A 16791-nucleotide genomic window follows, 5' to 3' on the forward strand; every position below is an offset into this window, starting at 1 on the left:
GCCCCGCGCCGCCCGCTGACCCCGGAGCCTCCCCGCCCGTCCGGGCGGGGAGGCCTCGTGCGGGTCCGGCGCGCCAGCGGTGGACGGGGCGGGGGGTGCCGGGAGTGGCGTGGCACACTCGGGAGATGACCGCTCTCGAGCGGCCCGACGGCATGGCGTCGGGCCCCCACCCGACCCCGGCCGCCGGCACGCGGCTCGACCGCTGGCTCGGCTCCTACGCCGAACGCACGCACGGCATGCGCGCCTCGGAGATCCGCGCGCTGTTCGCCGTCGCGAACCGCCCCGAGGTGGTGTCGCTCGCCGGCGGCATGCCGTACCTCGAGGGCCTCCCCCTGGACGTGATCGGCGACCTCGCCCAGCGGGTCGTCGCCACCCGCGGCACCACCGCCCTGCAGTACGGCTCCGGCCAGGGCGACGAGACGCTGCGCGAGCAGATCCTCGAGGTGATGCGGCTCGAGGGCATCGAGGCGCACCCCGACGACGTCGTGGTGACGACCGGCTCGCAGCAGGCGCTCGACCTCGTGACCCGGCTGTTCGTCGACCCGGGCGACGTCGTCGTCGCGGAGGCCCCGTCCTACGTCGGCGCGCTGGGCGTGTTCCGCGCGTACCAGGCCGACGTCGTGCACGTGCCGCTCGACGCCGAGGGCCTGATCCCCGAGGCGCTGGAGACCACCCTCGGGGAGCTCGCCCGCCAGGGCCGCCGGGTCAAATTCCTGTACACGGTGCCGAACTTCCACAACCCTGCCGGCGTGACGCTGTCCGCCGAGCGGCGGCCTCGGATCCTCGAGATCGCCGCCCGCTACGGCGTCCTCGTGCTCGAGGACAACCCCTACGGCCTCCTCGGCTTCGACCGCGAGCCGCTTCCGGCCATGCGCTCGACGAGCGACGAGGGCGTCATCTACCTCGGCTCGTTCTCGAAGACGTTCGCCCCCGGGTACCGGGTCGGCTGGGCCGTCGCGCCGCACGCCGTCCGGGAGAAGCTCGTGCTGGCCTCGGAGTCGGCGATCCTCTCGCCGTCGAACGCCTCGCAGCTGGCGATCAGCGCCTACCTCGCGACCTGCGACTGGAAGGGCCAGGTGAAGGCGTTCCGCGAGCTGTACCGCGAGCGGCGGGACGCGATGATCGGCGCCCTCGCCGAGCACCTCCCCGACGCCACGTGGACGGTGCCGGACGGCGGCTTCTACACCTGGGTCCGGCTGCCCGAGGGCCTGGACGCCAAGGCCATGCTGCCCCGCGCCGTCACCGCCCGGGTCGCCTACGTGCCCGGCACGGCGTTCTACTTCGACGGGCAGGGCACCGACCACATGCGGCTGTCGTTCTGCTTCCCGACGCCGGAGCGCATCCGGGAGGGCGTCCGCCGGCTGGCGGGCGTCGTCTCGGCCGAGAGCGAGCTCGTGTCGCTGTTCGGCACCGGCAGCGGCGCGTCGCGCGGCGACGTGCAGTCCCCCGGACCCGACCTGGCCTGACGCGGGGCGCGGCCGGGACCGACCGGCCGCGGCCCGCGACCCGGTACGGTCGGGGCGGCGCCCGCTGCCCGCGCACCGGCACCACACCGCCCGTCGACGACCGGCCCCTGCGGCCGGACCAGGAGGACCCGAACCGTGCCGCACGACCCCGTTCCCGCCTCCCCGCGCGTCGTCGTCCTGGCGGGCGGCCTGTCGCACGAGCGGGACGTCTCGATCCGCTCGGGCCGGCGGGTGGCCGAGGCGCTGCGCACCGCCGGCGTCGACGTGTCCGTGCACGACGTGGACGCCGACCTGGTCCCCGCCCTCGCCGAGACCCGCCCGGACCTCGTGTGGCCGCTGCTGCACGGCGCGAGCGGCGAGGACGGCTCGGTGCGCGACGTCCTCGAGCTGCTGGACGTGCCGAGCCTCGGCACCGGCCCTCGCGCGAGCCGGGTCGCCTGGAGCAAGCCGATCGCCAAGACGACCGTCACCCGGGCCGGCATCGCCACCCCGGAGTTCGTCACGCTGCCCCAGAGCCTGTTCCGGGAGCTCGGCGCGGGGCGGGTCATGGACGCGGTCGTCGCCAAGCTGGGCCTGCCCCTCGTGGTGAAGCCCTCACGGGGCGGCTCCGCGCTCGGTGTGACCCTCGTCCGCACCGCCGAGGAGCTGCCCGGCGCGATGGTCGCCTGCTTCGCCTACGGCGACACCGCGCTGATCGAGCGCGCCGTCGACGGCGTCGAGGTGGCCGTCGGCGTCGTCGAGCTGGACGGCTCGCCCGTCGCGCTGCCGGCCGTCGAGGTCGTCACCGACGGGCCCTACGACTACGACGCCCGGTACAACCCCGGCCGCACGGAGTACTTCGCCCCGGCCCGCCTCACCGACGACCTCGCGGCGCGGGCCGCCGAGGCCGCGGTGCTCGCGCACCAGGTGCTCGGCCTGCGGCACCTGTCCCGCACGGACCTCATCATCGACGCGGACGGGCAGCCGTGGTTCCTCGAGGTGAACGTCGCCCCGGGCATGACGGAGACGTCGCTCTTCCCGCAGGGCGCCGAGGCCGGCGGGCACCACCTGCCGACGCTGTACCGGCGGCTCGTCGAGGCGGGGCTGTCGGGGCGCTGAGGGCGTCCAGGCCCCGCTGGAGCCGCACGACGAGGCGCCGGCACCCGGTGAGGGGTGCCGGCGCCTCGTGGCGTCAGCGGGGCGCTGAGCGGCGCTCGGACCGGCCGGGCACCTGCGGCGCGCCCGGCCGTCAGGAGCGCAGGATGCCCGGGTCGTCGGGCGCGAGGCTCGACAGGATGCGGTTGAGGTCCTGCACCGAGGCGAACTCCACCGTGAGCTTGCCCCGCTGCTTGCCGAGGTCGACCTTCACCCGGGTCTCGAAGCGGTCGGAGAGCCGGCTCGCGAGGTCGTCCAGCGCCTCGTTCCGCAGCCCGGCGCGCGGACGGCGCTGCTTGGGCTTCCCGTCCTCCGCCCCGAGCGCGACGATCTCCTCGACCGCGCGCACGGACAGCCCCTCGGCCACGATCCGCTGCGCGAGGCGCTCGATCGCCGCGCCGTCGCTCAGGCCGAGCAGGGCGCGGGCGTGGCCGGCGGACAGCACGCCCGCGGCGACCCGGCGCTGCACGAGCGGGGGCAGCCGGAGCAGGCGCAGCGTGTTGGAGATCTGCGGGCGGGAGCGGTGGATCCGCTGCGCCAGCTCGTCGTGCGTGCAGCCGAAGTCGTCCAGCAGCTGCTGGTACGCGGCCGCCTCCTCCAGCGGGTTGAGCTGGGACCGGTGCAGGTTCTCCAGAAGCGCGTCGCGCAGCAGGTCCCCGTCCTCGGTCTGCCGCACGATCGCCGGGATGGTGTCGAGGCCCGCCGCCTGGGTCGCGCGCCAGCGCCGCTCCCCCATGATGAGCTCGTAGCCGTCGTCGACCGCGCGCACGACGACGGGCTGCAGCACGCCGATCTCGCGGATGGATCCCACGAGCTCGTCGAGCGCGTCCTCGTCGAACACCGAGCGCGGCTGGCGCGGGTTCGGCCGGATCGCGGTGACCGGGAGGTCGGCGAAGGTCGCACCGGGCACAGGGACGAGGTCGTCGACCTCGGCCGTGGGCGGCATCGGCGGCACCTCGGCGGCAGCGGCGGGGGCCAGGGCGACGGCGCGCTCGGCGGCCGTCCGGGCCCGGGTGCGCGTGGGCTGCCGGACCGTGAGGGACGGGACACCCTTGCGGCCGTTGGACCGCGTGGTGGAGGTCGCGGGCGCGGTGGCCTCCGCGGGGGTCGCGTCGGCCGCAGCGAGCCCGTTTCCGCTGGTCAGAGCGTCGGAGCGGCTTTCGCGGGTCCCGCTGCCCACCGGCGCCGGGCGGTCGTCGCGGTCGTCCGGGGTCGTGCGGTCCGGGAAGAAAACGTCGACGGGCCGGTCCCCCTCGCGGGGCTCCGCCCCGGTGGGGATGAGCGCACCCAGGCCGCGCCCGAGACCTCGCCGCTTCTCGCTCACGCGTCCTCCTTCTTCCGGTCGGCCGTGGTGCCGCGCTCGGCGAGCTCGCGCGCCGCCTCCAGGTAGGCCAGCGCGCCGCTCGAGCCGGGATCGTACGTCAGGACGGTCTGCCCGTAGGACGGCGCCTCCGAGACGCGCACCGACCGGGGCACCGTCGTCCGGAGAGTCTTGTCGGGGAAGTGCTCCCGGACCTCCTGCGCCACCTGCTGCGCGAGGTTCGTCCGGCCGTCGTACATGGTGAGCAGGATCGTCGACACGTGCAGCCCGCGGTTCAGGTGCGCCTGGATCAGCTCGATGGACTTGAGGAGCTGGCTCAGACCCTCCAGCGCGTAGTACTCGCACTGGATCGGGATGAGCACCTCGTCGCCCACGACGAACGCGTTGACGGTGAGCAGGCCGAGGCTCGGCGGGCAGTCCACGAGCACGTAGTCGATCCGGGGCTCGCCCCGCCGGTCGCGCTCCTCCAGGTAGGCGTGCACCGCGTTCCGGAGGCGCGTCTCGCGCGCGACCATCGACACCAGCTCGATCTCCGCGCCGGAGAGGTCGATCGTCGCCGGGGCGCACCAGAGGTTCGGCACGTCGGGGCTGGGGTACACCGCCTCGGAGAGCGGCGTGCCGTCCACGAGGACGTCGTACACCGAGGTCACGCCGGCCCGGTGGTCCACTCCCAGGGCCGTCGACGCGTTGCCCTGCGGGTCGTTGTCGATGACCAGGACGTGCAGCCCCGACTGGGCCAGGGCGGCAGCGAGGTTCACCGTGGTGGTGGTCTTGCCGACGCCACCCTTCTGGTTCGCGACGGTGATCACGCGGGTGCGGTCGGGCCGGGGGAAGGTGCGGCCCCGCAGCTCGATGCGACGGCGCGCGTCCTGACGCAGCTCCGCCATCAGGGGCGTGTCCTCGTCCGCGGGCGGCAGGCTCTCGACGAGCGCCGCGCGCCGCCGCTCGTCCGGGTCCTCGATCTCCCAGCGGGTCGGGTTGGTCGTCACGCGCCCTGTCCCTTCGTCGAGCGGCGCGGTCGTCGCGACCGGCCCTCCGTTCCACGTGAAACACGCGCCGGCAGGGCCGCGGGCGCGGTGCCGGTGCTCGTTCGGGTCACCAGGACCACGCTCGTCGGCTCCAGACCAGGCAGTGTGGGCGCGACCTCGATGGTCGCGGGGCCCCCGCCGAACCGCTCCCCCACCTGCACGGCAGCCTCCGCCTCGTCCTGCGCGCGGCCGCCCTTGAGCGCGACGAGACGACCGCCGACCTTGAGGAGCGGCAGCGTCCAGGGGTACAGCTTGTCCAGGGCCGCGACGGCACGGGCCGTGACGGCGTCCGCCTGCAGCACACCGACCTGGTCCTCCGCCCGTCCGCGGAGGACACGCGCGTTGGAGAGGCCGATGGTCTGGACGACCTCCGTCAGCCAGTCGGTACGACGCTCCATGGGCTCCAGGAGCACGACCTCGGCGTCGGGGCGCATCGCGGCGACGACGATCCCCGGGAGACCGGCCCCGCTGCCGACGTCGACGATGGTCCCGGCCTCCGGGAGGAACGGCACCACAGCAGCGGAGTTCACGACGTGCCGCTCCCAGAGGCGCGCGACCTCCCGCGGTCCGACGAGGCCGCGGAGGACGCCCTGGTCGCGCAGCATCGCGTGGAACCCGTCGACCGCCGGCCACGCCGCACCGAAGTGCTCGGGCAGGCGAGGGTCGCCGTCCAACGGGTCGACGGGCGCGTCGGGCCGCTCGTCGTCGCGCGCGGGGGCGGACTCAGGCCGCACAGCACTCCCCTGGTCTCGGGATCGGGTGGTGCGCGGTGGCCTCTCCGGAACCGGTGCGCACGTGATGCCTCTACGGTACCGCGCGGGTCCGACGCTCCCGGCGCTCGTGGAGGCCGTGGCGCGGGGCTGTTCCACGTGGAACGAGGATCGACGGGCGCGGCACCGCGAGGGTTCTGTCCCGTTGCAGCCGGGTTGGGCCGGTACGGGTGGAGTCTTCACGCGGGCGAGGAGTGGCGTTCGCCGCGAGCCGTCCGAACGAGCCCGGCCGGTGCGACGCGTCGGCGGGCGCCGTTGCCGCACGCGGAGCGGGGCTGTTCCACGTGAAACGCGGAGTGACGCGCCCTACGCACGACACATGTGTCCACCGGAAGGCATCAGCACGTCCGCGTGATGGCTCGCGGTGTTCACTGGCCGTCGGTGGTCGGTGCTGTTTCACGTGGAACGGTTAGAAGCACGGTGGCTGACCCCCAAGCCCTCGCCCGCGCCACTTCCTACCGCCACGACTACGACCGACGGCGACGGCGACGGCGACGGCGACAGATGGTCGGGCACCCTCACGCACCACACCCGATGGGAGCGTGCCATTGCCGATCCGCTGTCCGATCCCTCTCAGACGTCACAGGGCAGGGGCGGCCGCTCTGAACGGTGTACACCGAGCGGGACGGGCGCCGACGGGCAGCCTCCCTCGGCCCACTCGCCACACGGGCACGAACGGGGGGTTCCACGTGAAACACACAGTCGGCGCGGATGCCAGAGACACCATGTCTGACGTCGGCAACCGCCTTGCGCTCGTCAGCCTGGCTGAGCCGGCTCACGACCAGGCGCGGCAACCCGTCACCTGTTCGGAGAGAGTCGGGGTACGGACGCCAGGCTGGGGACCCCTCCCCTACCCACCGACGCGAGAGGCCCTTCCCCGCCCGCCATCGCTCACCAGTCGAACGAACCCGCGCCGTCAGCACACGCCAGCAGACGCAGCACCGGCCAGCGGGCGCGCTCCAGCCCACCGAACCAAGCGAGAGCCAGCACGCGCGGCACGGGCCAGCAGAGACGACGCCGGCTGACCCGCCGACCTGCAGACCACACGCCGCGACGTGGTCGTCGCTGATCCACGTGGAACAGCGGACCGGGGCGGCGCTCGGTCCGGATGCCGCCGATGGTCACAGTCGGACCCGGTGCGACCTCGCGGGGTCGCGGCGAGCCCGCTGACGGGACGCGCTGGCCCCGCACAGCGAGCACCCCGCCCGCACCGGGGCGACGCCACCGTCCGGCTCCGCGCACCGGCGCGCACCTCTCGCTCGTGTGATCACCCGGCCCCCGACGGCGTCCGCCCGCCGAGCGAGAGCCCGCACGCCGCCGCGTCGGGGCTCTCGCCTCGGGGTGTGCGGTCACCGCGGGAGTCCCGATGCGGTGCCGGTCGGTCCGCAGGGACGCCGGTCCGTCGGCGTGCGGCTGCCGACCGGCTTGCGGGACGAGCCCGAGACTCGACCTCTGCGTCGTCCCGACGAGTAGCGGTTCCACGGGGGCGCCGGCGCCGGTCTCGCGCCCGGGCTCGGACCGCGGGCGGGGCACGAGCCCTCGGTCCCCCGGCGAGCCGAACTCAGTCGGGCGGACGCGCGTTCCACGTGGAACACCCTGGCGCCCAGCACGCACCCCTACGCAGCCAGGACCAGAGGGTCGCCCCGCATGGTCCTGCAACGCCGGGAGGTGACCTTGAGCGGACCCACGCCGGCAGCGTGAGCGCCTGGGGTGACCGCGAGAGCGCTGCGTCCGCCTCGCCCCGAAGCCCGCCCGACCCCGAGCCAGCACGGCCGAGCATCCGGGGCAGGGCCGTCGAGCGCCAGCGCGACGCATCCGGAGCAACCAAGCCGGCGGACCGATCCGGCCGACCACGCCCGGCCGACCAGGCCGACCGACCGAGCCGAGCGACGACCTCGCCCGACGCCGAGGAGCCCTCCCCGCACGTCGGCGACAGGCACGCCGCGCCGACCGGTCACGCGCCACACCGTCTCGGCATCCCCGCCGCTCGCGCCGACGAGCTGTCACACGTCGCCGCCGGGCGCCGGCGGTTACCCCAGCACAAACGCGTCCCTGAGGGGTCACGTGGCAGAAACACTAAGGCAAACCGATCCCTGCCGTTCCTTCATGTACGAACGACTTCTCTCAGAGCCGCTGAGAGGCGCCTCCTAGAACGCACAAGAGGCCGGCCCCTCTCGGGACCGGCCTCTCGTCGGCTCGTGCCGAACCGCGTCGCGAGCCTCAGCCCGCCGGCTTCACCACCACGTACCGCTCGGGCTCCACGCCCTCCGAGTCCGAGGTCAGCCCGGCAGCGGCGACGGCGTCGTGCACGACCTTCCGCTCGAACGGGTTCATCGGGTCGAGCGACACCGCGGCGCCGGACGACCGCACCTCCGCGATCGCCTCCTCGGCCACCTTGACGAGCTCGGTCTTGCGACCGGCCCGGTACCCGGCGACGTCGAGCATGAGCCGGCTGCGGTCACCGGTCTTCGCCTGGACCGCGAGCCGGGTCAGCTCCTGCAGGGCGTCGAGCACCTCGCCGTCCTCGCCGACCAGCTTGCGGAGCGCACGCTCGGTGCCCTCCTCCGCGACGATCTCGACGGCGGCGCGACCGTGGTCGACGTCGATGTCGATGTCGCCGTCGAGGTCGGCGATGTCGAGCAGCTCCTCGAGGTAGTCCGCCGCGATCTCGCCCTCTTCCTCGAGGCGGGTCACGGCGCCGGCCTCACCGGCGGCGTCGGTGGGAGTGGTCATGTGGGGCTCTCCTTGCTGGGAGGGTCGGGTCGCGCCGGGGCGCGGAGGTCTCAGTCGTCGGTCGCGGTGCCCGGCGAGGTGGAGCCGGGGCGGCCCTGCGCCGAACCGCCGGCGCCCTGGCCGGTGCCGCTCCGCTTCTTCTTGCCCGAGGACGCCTGGCTCGACCCGGCGGCACCGGAGGCCTTGCCGCCCGTGGCGGAGCCCGACCCGGACGCCTTCGTCGCGCCGCCCTCGCCCGCCGCGCCGGCAGCGGGACCGCCGGCCTTCGCCGCGCCGCCCGTCGCGCCCGACGTCGGAGCCGGGGCGCCGCCCGTCGCACCCGGGGTGCTGGCGGGACGCTGCTTCTTCGCCCGCGCCTTGCCCACGGGCTGCTGCCGCTGCCCGCCGACCGGCTTCTCCTCGATGGTGAGGGTGTCGGACTCCTCGATCGACAGGCCCTTGTGCGACGCCTTCTTGGCCTGGCGCGCCTTGAGCGCGGCCTCGGCCTGCGACCCGGGCGCCGGCATCTTCCGGATCGTGTAGAACTGCTGGCCCATCGACCACAGGTTGGTGGTGGTCCAGTAGATGAGGACACCGATCGGGAAGTTCACGCCGGAGAAGGCGAAGATCAGCGGGAAGACGTACATGAGCATCTTCTGCTGCTGCGCCATCGGGCCCTCGAGCGCGGCCGGCGGCATGTTCTTCATGGTGAGCTGGCGCTGCGTCGTGAAGGTCGTGAGCGACATCGCGACGACGAGGATGATCGTGACCCAGCGGACGTTCGACGCCGCGGTGCCGAACTCGGCCGCGTTCATGAACGTCGCGGACAGCGGGGCGCCGAGGATCGTGGCGCTCTCCGCCTGGGCCGCGAGCTCCTGGGTGAGCGGGCCGAGGTTCGGCCGCGGGTAGTCGCCGGCCGCGAGCTGCGGCAGCGAGTTGAGCACCCGGAACAGCGCGAAGAAGATCGGCGACTGGGCGAGGATCGGCAGGCAGGACGAGAACGGGTTCGTGCCGTGCTTGCGGTACAGCTCCATCGTCTCGCGGCTCATGGCCTCGCGGGACGCCGGATCGGTCTTGCCCTTGTACTTCGCCTGGATCTTCTTCATGTCCGGCGCGAGCATCTGCATGCCGCGGGACGCCTTGATCTGCTTGAAGAACAGCGGGATCAGGATGATCCGCATCACGATCACGAGGCCGACGATCGAGAAGCCCCACGCGGCGCCGCCGGCGGGGTCGAGGCCCAGCCACGTCAGCAGCGAGTGGAACTGGACCATGATCCAGGCGACAGCGACCATGATCGGGTACAGCAGGCCGTCGAACCAGCTCATCGGGGAACTCTCCAGGTGATCAGTGCGCGGAGGCGACCGCGCCGTGCGGGTGTCGACGGTGCGACCCCGCCGGTGGAACGTCGTCGACGCCGCCCGGGTTCCACGGGTTGCAGCGCAGGATCCGCCAGACGGCCAGCCGCGTGCCCCGGATGACGCCGTGCCGCTCGAGGGCGATCACGGCGTACGCGGAGCACGACGGGTAGAACCGGCACGTCGGGGGGGTGAGCGGGGACAGGAAGCGCTGGTACCCGCGGATCAGCAGGACGAGCAGACGGCGCGGCAGCCGCACCGCGGCGCGCAGGCCGCGGGCCACGGCACCGCGCTCCCCCTGCTCGGCGGTCATCGGGACGCGCCCGGGACGGGCGCGTCCCGCTCGGCCCGGCGCCGGGACGCGGTCCGCAGCGCCCCGTCGAGCTCGCGTCCGAGCGTGGCGTAGTCGGCCTCGGCGGCGGGCGCGAGCGCACGCACCACCAGGTCCGCGTCCGCCGGCAGGGTGCCGAGCCGCTCGGTGGCCAGGGCGCGCAGCCGCCGCTTGACCCGGTTGCGGGTCACGGCGTTGCCCACGCCCTTGGACACGACGAAACCGACCGCCGGACCAGGTCCGGGGTCGGTTCGCGTCACGAGGTGCACCACCAGCGTGCTCCGCCCGGCCCGCGCACCGCCGCGCACGGCCCGCTCGAAGTCGGCGGACCGGCGCATCCGGTGCGCGGCGGGCAGCACCGCGTCGGGTGGGTCAGGCCGACAGCTCGGCGCGACCCTTGCGCCGGCGTGCGGCGAGGATCGCGCGGCCGGCACGCGTCCGCATGCGCAGACGGAAGCCGTGGGTCTTGGCGCGACGCCGGTTGTTCGGCTGGAAGGTCCGCTTGCTCACGATGGTCTCCAAGTACTTCGGTACATCGGCCGACGTCCGGCCAGGTCTCGGTGCCCGTTGCTCGACTGCTCCGGTACCCACGTCGTGCGACGCGGCCGACGTCAGGGCACGCCAGCAGGAGCCATCTCAAGGCTGGTCAACGTTACGTCGCCCACGCGCAGGGGTCAAACCGCGAGGCCCGCGGCCCGCCCCGGATCGGGCCGGCCCTCTCCCGCGCGGTCGGGGCGGCTACTAGCATCGTCCCCCGACGCGTCCCGCAGCAACCCGGTCCCCACCCCGTGGACAGAGCCGGCCGGCCCTGTGGACAGCGCCGCACCCGGACCCCCGGTCGCGCCACGGCGAGCCCGAGATCCTGCGTGATCCACCGTCACGCACAGGTGTGGACAAGTCTGTGGACACGTCACCGGGGCGTGCGACACTCGACCACGCGACTCACGACGGCAGCGAGGTACAGGTGTCAGGACAGGACGATCAGCTCACGCAGGTCTGGTCGGCCGCGATGGCGCAGCTCGAGGTGAGCCCCGACATCACGCCGCGCCAGCTCGCCTTCGTGCGCCTGGCCAAGCCGCTCGGCCTGCTCGACGGCACGATGCTGCTCGCGGTCGGCAACGACCTCACCAAGGACTACCTGGAGACCCGGGTCCGCCAGGAGGTCTCCGACGCGCTGACGGCCGCGCTCGGCCGCGACGCGCGGTTCGCGATCACGGTCGACCCGTCCCTCGAGACCGGCGACGCCGGGCTCGCGACCGCCCCGCCGGCCCGCGGTCCCGAGTCCGGTGCGACGCCGGTGGTCGCGCACGCCGCCACCGGCCACCCGAGCACCGGCGACTCGGCCCAGGTCGAGCCGGTCCGCGCCGAGCCGTTCCGTCGGGAGCCCGCGGGCCCCACCCCGAGCGTCGAGCCCGCGCGGCTGAACCCGAAGTACCTGTTCGAGACGTTCGTCATCGGCTCGTCCAACCGGTTCGCGCACGCCGCTGCGGTCGCGGTCGCCGAGGCGCCGGCGAAGGCCTACAACCCGCTGTTCATCTACGGGGACTCGGGCCTGGGCAAGACCCACCTGCTCCACGCGATCGGCCACTACGCCCGGAACCTCTACCCCTCGGTGCGCGTGCGCTACGTGAACTCCGAGGAGTTCACCAACGACTTCATCAACTCCATCTCCGAGGGAAAGGCGGGCGCGTTCCAGCGCCGCTACCGCGAGGTGGACGTGCTCCTCATCGACGACATCCAGTTCCTGCAGGGCAAGGAGCAGACGATGGAGGAGTTCTTCCACACGTTCAACACCCTGCACAACGCGAACAAGCAGATCGTGCTGACGTCCGACCTGCCGCCCAAGCAGCTCAACGGCTTCGAGGACCGGATGCGCTCCCGGTTCGAGTGGGGCCTCATCACGGACGTCCAGCCGCCGGACCTCGAGACCCGCATCGCGATCCTGAGGAAGAAGTCGGCCAACGACAAGCTCCAGGCGCCGGACGACGTGCACGAGTACATCGCGTCGAAGATCTCGACCAACATCCGCGAGCTCGAGGGCGCGCTGATCCGGGTCACCGCGTTCGCGAACCTCAACCGGCAGCAGGTCGACCTGTCGCTGGCGGAGATCGTGCTCAAGGACCTGATCACCGACGACGACCAGGCCGACATCACCGCGACGGCCGTCATCGGGCAGACCGCCGCGTACTTCGGCCTGACGATCGAGGACCTCTGCGGCTCCTCGAGGTCCCGGGTGCTGGTGACGGCCCGGCAGATCGCCATGTACCTGTGCCGCGAGCTCACCGACCTGTCGCTGCCCAAGATCGGCCAGGCGTTCGGCGGCCGCGACCACACCACCGTGATGCACGCGAACCGCAAGATCCGCGAGCTGATGGCCGAGCGCCGCTCGATCTTCAACCAGGTCACCGAGCTGACCAACCGGATCAAGCAGGAGAGCCGCGGCTGAGCCCGGCCCGGCACCCCGCAGCACCCCCGACGACCCGCCCCGGCACCGGCCGGCGGCGGGTCGTCGTCTTCTGGTGCCCGCAGGGCGCAGGAATCAGGCCTGGGACGAATGTGCACACCTGTGGACACGTCTGTGGAAACCGGTGGACGACCCCCACGATTCGTGTGGACGGATCCTGCGGCCGCGGTGGACGGAGAAGGACGCCTGGAGCACTGTCCACGTCCGGCCGCGTCGTCCCCAACCGGTCCACAGCCGTCGTGCACACGCCCCTCGATGCGCTGACCAGCGCGAAGATGCGTCATCCCCAGAGTGCACAGAAGCGACGATGACGACGACCGATCCCTAGAAGAGAGATCCACAGCCCGTCAATGCCCTGCCGGGCCGACCGAGCACCGACCGGACCGATTGCCGACAGGTCCGGAGACGGAGCCCCGGACGATCCGGGCTGTGCACGACCCCCGAGGCCCGGAATCCTTCGCCCAGCGCCGTCGTGCCGACGACCCCCGGCGTCGCGCCGCTCGACGCGGGCGCACGGGCGCCGCTCTCGTGCCGTCCTGGCGAACGTTCCGGGCCTCTCGCAGCCGTCCACAACCCGTCCCGGCTTCGGTACCGGAGCCCTGGTCACTCGCGTAGTGTTCGGGGCGACCCCTGCCCTCCCACGGCCGGGGTCGTTCAGCACCGCACGGGATCCCCGCGATCCCCCAGACCGAGAGGGTGGGGCATGAAGTTCCGCGTCGAACGTGACGTCCTCGCAGAAGCCGTCACGTGGATCGCTCGCAGCCTGCCCACCCGCCCGCCGGTCCCGGTGCTCGCCGGCGTCCGCATCGAGGCAGAGGCCGACGGGACGCTCCGCCTGGCCTCCTTCGACTACGAGGTCTCGGCGCGCTCGGAGATCCCCGCGGACGTGAGCGAGCCCGGCACGGTGCTGGTGTCGGGTCGCCTGCTCGCCGAGATCTCCCGCGCGCTGCCGAACAAGCCGGTCGACGTGCAGCTCGACGGCACCAAGGTGTCCGTCACCTGCGGCGCGAGCCGGTTCACGCTGCTCACCATGCCGGTCGAGGACTACCCGCAGCTCCCGGCGATGCCGGCGCTCACCGGCACGGTGAACGGCGACGAGATGACCCGCGCCGTCGCCCAGGTGACGGTCGCCGCCAGCCGCGACGACACCCTCCCCCTGCTGACCGGCGTCCGCGTCGAGATCGAGGGCGAGAAGGTCACGCTGCTCGCGACCGACCGGTACCGCCTCGCGCTGCGGGAGCTCCGCTGGCACCCGTCCGACCCCGGGGTCTCCGAGGTCGCGCTGGTCCGCGCCCGCACCCTGTCGGACGCCGCCAAGTCGCTCGGCGCCTCCGGCTCGGTCAACGTCGGCCTGGCGACCGGCCAGGGCGTCGACCTCATCGGCTTCGAGGCCGGCGGCCGGCACACCACGTCGCTGCTGGTCGACGGCGACTACCCGGCCGTGCGCCGGCTGTTCCCGGACGAGTCGCCGATCCACGCGGTCGTGAACACCCAGCTGCTGGCGGACGCCGCCAAGCGCGTCGCGCTCGTCGCGGAGCGGAACACCCCGATCCGCCTGACGTTCACCGACGGCCAGGTGGTGCTCGACGCCGGCCAGGGCGACGACGCGCAGGCGTCCGAGGCGCTCGAGGCGACGCTCGTCGGCGAGGACATCGCGGTCGCGTTCAACCCGCAGTTCCTGCTCGACGGCCTGGGCGCCCTGACGACGTCGTTCGTCCGGCTGTCGTTCACGCACCCCAACAAGCCGGTCGAGTTCACCGGCCAGGAGTCGCTCGAGGGCGAGGACCTCAAGGAGTACCGCTACCTGCTGGTCCCCATCCGCTTCGCGTCCTGACGAGAGGGAGCGCCCGGCCGGGGCGGGGCGCTCACCGGGTGTGACCTGCGAGACGAGCCCACCGGTCGTCAGCACCCTCGTCGCCGCAGGAGAATGGCGGGCGACAAGGACGCCGCGGGACGCGAAGCCGTCCCGGCGGCGGTCGGGCGAGGAGAGGTGGAGCGATGCGGATCGGCCTGGTGGGTCTGGGCAGGATGGGCGCGAACATGCGCGACCGGATGCGGAACGCGGGGATCGAGGTCACCGGCTACGACCGGAACCCCGAGGTCTCCGACGTCGCGTCGCTGGCCGAGCTCGTCGAGGCGCTGCCCGCCGGTGAGCGCGTCGTGTGGGTCATGGTGCCCGCGGGCGCCGTCACGCACTCCGTGATCGAGGAGCTCGGCGGCCTGCTGGCCGAGGGCGACCTGGTCATCGACGGCGGCAACTCGTACTTCGGCGACGACAAGGGCCACGCCGAGCAGCTGGGCGCGAAGGGCGTCCACTTCGTCGACGTCGGCGTCTCCGGCGGCGTCTGGGGCCTGGCCAACGGCTACGGCCTCATGGTCGGCGGCGACGCCGCGCAGGTCGAGCGGGTCATGCCGGTCTTCGACGCGCTGCGCCCCGAGGGCCCCCGCGAGGAGGGCTTCGTGCACGCGGGCGCCGTCGGTGCGGGGCACTACGCCAAGATGGTGCACAACGGCATCGAGTACGGCCTCATGCAGGCGTACGCCGAGGGCTACGAGCTGCTCGCCGCCAAGGACATCGTCACCGACGTCGCCGGCACCATGAAGGCCTGGCAGCGCGGCACCGTCGTCCGCTCCTGGCTGCTCGAGCTGCTGGTGAAGGCGCTCGAGGAGGACCAGCAGTTCGAGGCGATCGACGACTGGGTCGCCGACTCGGGCGAGGGCCGCTGGACCGTGGACGAGGCGATCGAGGCCGCCGTCCCGCTGCCCGTCATCACGGCCGCGCTGTTCGCCCGGTTCCAGTCCCGCCAGGAGCAGTCCCCCGCGATGAAGGCGGTCGCGGCGCTGCGCCAGCAGTTCGGCGGCCACGCGGTGAAGGCCGCGGGCGCCCCCATCTCCGGCGACGCCCCGTCCGGCGTGCGCTCGGAGGGCTGACGCCCCGCCGATGTACGTCTCGCACCTGTCCCTGACGGACTTCCGGTCGTACCACCAGGTCGACCTCACCTTCGAGCCCGGGATCACCGCGCTCGTCGGGCCGAACGGGCAGGGCAAGACCAACCTCGTCGAGGCGATCGGCTACGTCTCGACGTTCTCCAGCCACCGCGTGCCGACCGACGCCCCGCTCGTGCGAGCCGGGGCGTCGGCGGCCGTGGTGCGCTCGCGCATCGTGCGCGCGCAGGACGACGGCTCGGAGCGCGCGCTGGTCATCGAGGCGCAGCTCGGCTCCGGCCGGTCGAACCGCGTGAAGCTCAACGGCGCGCCGTCCCGCGCCCGCGACGTGGTGGGCGCGCTGCGCTCGGTGCTGTTCGCGCCCGAGGACCTGGCGCTCGTCAAGGGCGACCCGGACGGGCGCCGGCGGTTCGTCGACGAGCTGGCGGTGCAGGTGACGCCGCGGCTCGCGGGTGTGTTCTCCGAGTACGACCGGGTCGTGAAGCAGCGCACCGCCCTGCTCAAGTCCGCGGCCGGGTTCCGGGGGTCCCGGTCGAACCTCGACCTCAGCACACTCGACGTCTGGGACGCCAAGCTCGCGGAGCTCGGGGCGCACGTGATCGTCGCCCGGCAGGCCGTGGTCGCCGCGCTCGACCCCTACGTCGGGGACGCGTACGAGCGGGTCAGCGACGGGCAGGGCGCCGCGCAGGTCGGCTACCGGTCCTCCCTCGCCGCGGCGCTGGCCGGCGCGGACGCCGACCGCGACACGCTGCCGCCCGCCGCCGGCCCCGCCCAGCCCGGCGCGGACTCCGCCACGCCCGCCCGCGCCGTCGAGGCCCAGATGCTCGAGGCGCTCGCCCGGGTCCGGCCCAAGGAGCTCGAGCGCGGGGTGTGCCTGGTCGGGCCGCACCGCGACGACCTGGTGCTCACGCTCGGGGACCTGCCCGCCAAGGGGTATGCGAGCCACGGCGAGTCCTGGTCCGTCGCCCTGGCCCTGCGGCTCGCGTCCTACGAGCTGCTGACGAACGGCCCGCGGGCCGGCACCACCGAGGACGCCGCACAGCTGTGGGTCGCGGACTCCGGGCCGGACGGCGAGCCCGTGCTCATGCTGGACGACGTGTTCGCCGAGCTCGACGCGAAGCGGCGCGAGCGGCTGGCCGAGATGGTGGCCGGCGCGCGGCAGGTGTTCGTCACGGCGGCGGTCCCGGGCGACGTGCCCGAGCGGCTGGCCGGCTCGCGCTACGACGTGCTGGCGTCGGAGGTCGCCCGTGTCGCCTGAGGA

At 73.5% G+C, this 16791-nt stretch carries 14 protein-coding genes; 6 read left to right on the top strand and 8 right to left on the bottom strand.

Annotated features, from left to right (window positions below):
* Nucleotides 1-125 precede the first annotated feature (125 nt).
* The gene (locus FKM96_RS09835) at nucleotides 126-1466 is read left to right on the top strand and encodes a PLP-dependent aminotransferase family protein (RefSeq protein ID WP_246855297.1); all 1341 of its coding nucleotides are present in this window, start codon (nucleotides 126-128) and stop codon (nucleotides 1464-1466) included.
* Between the two features lie 135 nt (nucleotides 1467-1601).
* The gene (locus FKM96_RS09840) at nucleotides 1602-2564 is read left to right on the top strand and encodes a D-alanine--D-alanine ligase (protein ID WP_147795076.1); all 963 of its coding nucleotides are present in this window, start codon (nucleotides 1602-1604) and stop codon (nucleotides 2562-2564) included.
* Between the two features lie 130 nt (nucleotides 2565-2694).
* Here the strand turns inward: FKM96_RS09840 and FKM96_RS09845 are convergent, their stop codons facing one another.
* From FKM96_RS09845 to rpmH, 8 genes are all read right to left on the bottom strand, one after another.
* On the bottom strand, nucleotides 2695-3924 hold the full coding sequence (locus FKM96_RS09845; RefSeq protein WP_147795077.1) for a ParB/RepB/Spo0J family partition protein: 1230 nt from the start codon (nucleotides 3922-3924) through the stop codon (nucleotides 2695-2697).
* Complete coding sequence (locus tag FKM96_RS09850) at nucleotides 3921-4910, bottom strand: AAA family ATPase (RefSeq protein WP_305764248.1); 990 nt, start codon at nucleotides 4908-4910, stop codon at nucleotides 3921-3923. Before FKM96_RS09850 ends, FKM96_RS09845 begins: the two co-directional genes overlap by 4 nt.
* Nucleotides 4907-5683, bottom strand: a complete 777-nt coding sequence (gene rsmG, locus FKM96_RS09855; RefSeq protein WP_246855298.1) for a 16S rRNA (guanine(527)-N(7))-methyltransferase RsmG — start codon at nucleotides 5681-5683, stop codon at nucleotides 4907-4909. The genes FKM96_RS09850 and rsmG overlap by 4 nt, the downstream gene beginning before the upstream one ends.
* Nucleotides 5684-7939: 2256 nt before the next feature.
* Entirely contained in the window at nucleotides 7940-8452 is a 513-nt protein-coding gene (locus FKM96_RS09860; RefSeq protein ID WP_147795078.1) for a R3H domain-containing nucleic acid-binding protein, read from the bottom strand.
* 50 nt (nucleotides 8453-8502) lie between these two features.
* Nucleotides 8503-9759, bottom strand: coding sequence for a membrane protein insertase YidC (yidC, locus tag FKM96_RS09865; protein WP_147795079.1), 1257 nt, complete (start codon nucleotides 9757-9759; stop codon nucleotides 8503-8505).
* Between the two features lie 19 nt (nucleotides 9760-9778).
* Nucleotides 9779-10102 carry a membrane protein insertion efficiency factor YidD gene (yidD, locus tag FKM96_RS09870; protein WP_147795080.1) on the bottom strand — a complete coding sequence of 108 codons (324 nt, stop codon included), beginning with the start codon at nucleotides 10100-10102 and terminating at the stop codon, nucleotides 9779-9781.
* Nucleotides 10099-10479, bottom strand: a complete 381-nt coding sequence (gene rnpA, locus FKM96_RS09875) for a ribonuclease P protein component (protein ID WP_147795081.1) — start codon at nucleotides 10477-10479, stop codon at nucleotides 10099-10101. Before rnpA ends, yidD begins: the two co-directional genes overlap by 4 nt.
* 13 nt (nucleotides 10480-10492) lie before the next feature.
* Nucleotides 10493-10630, bottom strand: a complete 138-nt coding sequence (rpmH, locus tag FKM96_RS09880) for a 50S ribosomal protein L34 (RefSeq protein WP_010849920.1) — start codon at nucleotides 10628-10630, stop codon at nucleotides 10493-10495.
* Nucleotides 10631-11129: 499 nt separating this feature from the next.
* Between rpmH and dnaA the strand changes: the two genes are divergently transcribed.
* The 4 genes from dnaA to recF all read left to right on the top strand — a co-directional run bounded on the left by dnaA (nucleotide 11130) and on the right by recF (nucleotide 16788).
* Complete coding sequence (gene dnaA, locus FKM96_RS09885) at nucleotides 11130-12566, top strand: chromosomal replication initiator protein DnaA (RefSeq protein ID WP_246855369.1); 1437 nt, start codon at nucleotides 11130-11132, stop codon at nucleotides 12564-12566.
* A gap of 721 nt (nucleotides 12567-13287) precedes the next feature.
* Nucleotides 13288-14418 carry a DNA polymerase III subunit beta gene (gene dnaN, locus FKM96_RS09890; protein ID WP_147795083.1) on the top strand — a complete coding sequence of 377 codons (1131 nt, stop codon included), beginning with the start codon at nucleotides 13288-13290 and terminating at the stop codon, nucleotides 14416-14418.
* A 164-nt stretch (nucleotides 14419-14582) separates the two neighbouring features.
* Nucleotides 14583-15515, top strand: a complete 933-nt coding sequence (gnd, locus tag FKM96_RS09895; RefSeq protein ID WP_147795084.1) for a phosphogluconate dehydrogenase (NAD(+)-dependent, decarboxylating) — start codon at nucleotides 14583-14585, stop codon at nucleotides 15513-15515.
* A gap of 10 nt (nucleotides 15516-15525) precedes the next feature.
* On the top strand, nucleotides 15526-16788 hold the full coding sequence (gene recF / locus FKM96_RS09900; RefSeq protein ID WP_147795085.1) for a DNA replication/repair protein RecF: 1263 nt from the start codon (nucleotides 15526-15528) through the stop codon (nucleotides 16786-16788).
* The last annotated feature ends 3 nt before the right edge of the window (nucleotides 16789-16791 follow it).

This window comes from Cellulomonas sp. Y8 (genome assembly GCF_008033115.1).
Classification (GTDB): domain Bacteria; phylum Actinomycetota; class Actinomycetes; order Actinomycetales; family Cellulomonadaceae; genus Cellulomonas.

Bases quoted from the DNA above. Each gene is read 5' to 3' on its own strand.
- FKM96_RS09835 (WP_246855297.1), top strand. From the start codon at position 126: ATGACCGCTCTCGAGCGGCCCGACGGCATGGCGTCGGGCCCCCACCCG.
- FKM96_RS09860 (WP_147795078.1), bottom strand. From the start codon at position 8,452: ATGACCACTCCCACCGACGCCGCCGGTGAGGCCGGCGCCGTGACCCGC.
- yidC (WP_147795079.1), bottom strand. From the start codon at position 9,759: ATGAGCTGGTTCGACGGCCTGCTGTACCCGATCATGGTCGCTGTCGCC.
- yidD (WP_147795080.1), bottom strand. From the start codon at position 10,102: ATGACCGCCGAGCAGGGGGAGCGCGGTGCCGTGGCCCGCGGCCTGCGC.
- dnaA (WP_246855369.1), top strand. From the start codon at position 11,130: ATGGCGCAGCTCGAGGTGAGCCCCGACATCACGCCGCGCCAGCTCGCC.
- dnaN (WP_147795083.1), top strand. From the start codon at position 13,288: ATGAAGTTCCGCGTCGAACGTGACGTCCTCGCAGAAGCCGTCACGTGG.
- gnd (WP_147795084.1), top strand. From the start codon at position 14,583: ATGCGGATCGGCCTGGTGGGTCTGGGCAGGATGGGCGCGAACATGCGC.
- recF (WP_147795085.1), top strand. From the start codon at position 15,526: ATGTACGTCTCGCACCTGTCCCTGACGGACTTCCGGTCGTACCACCAG.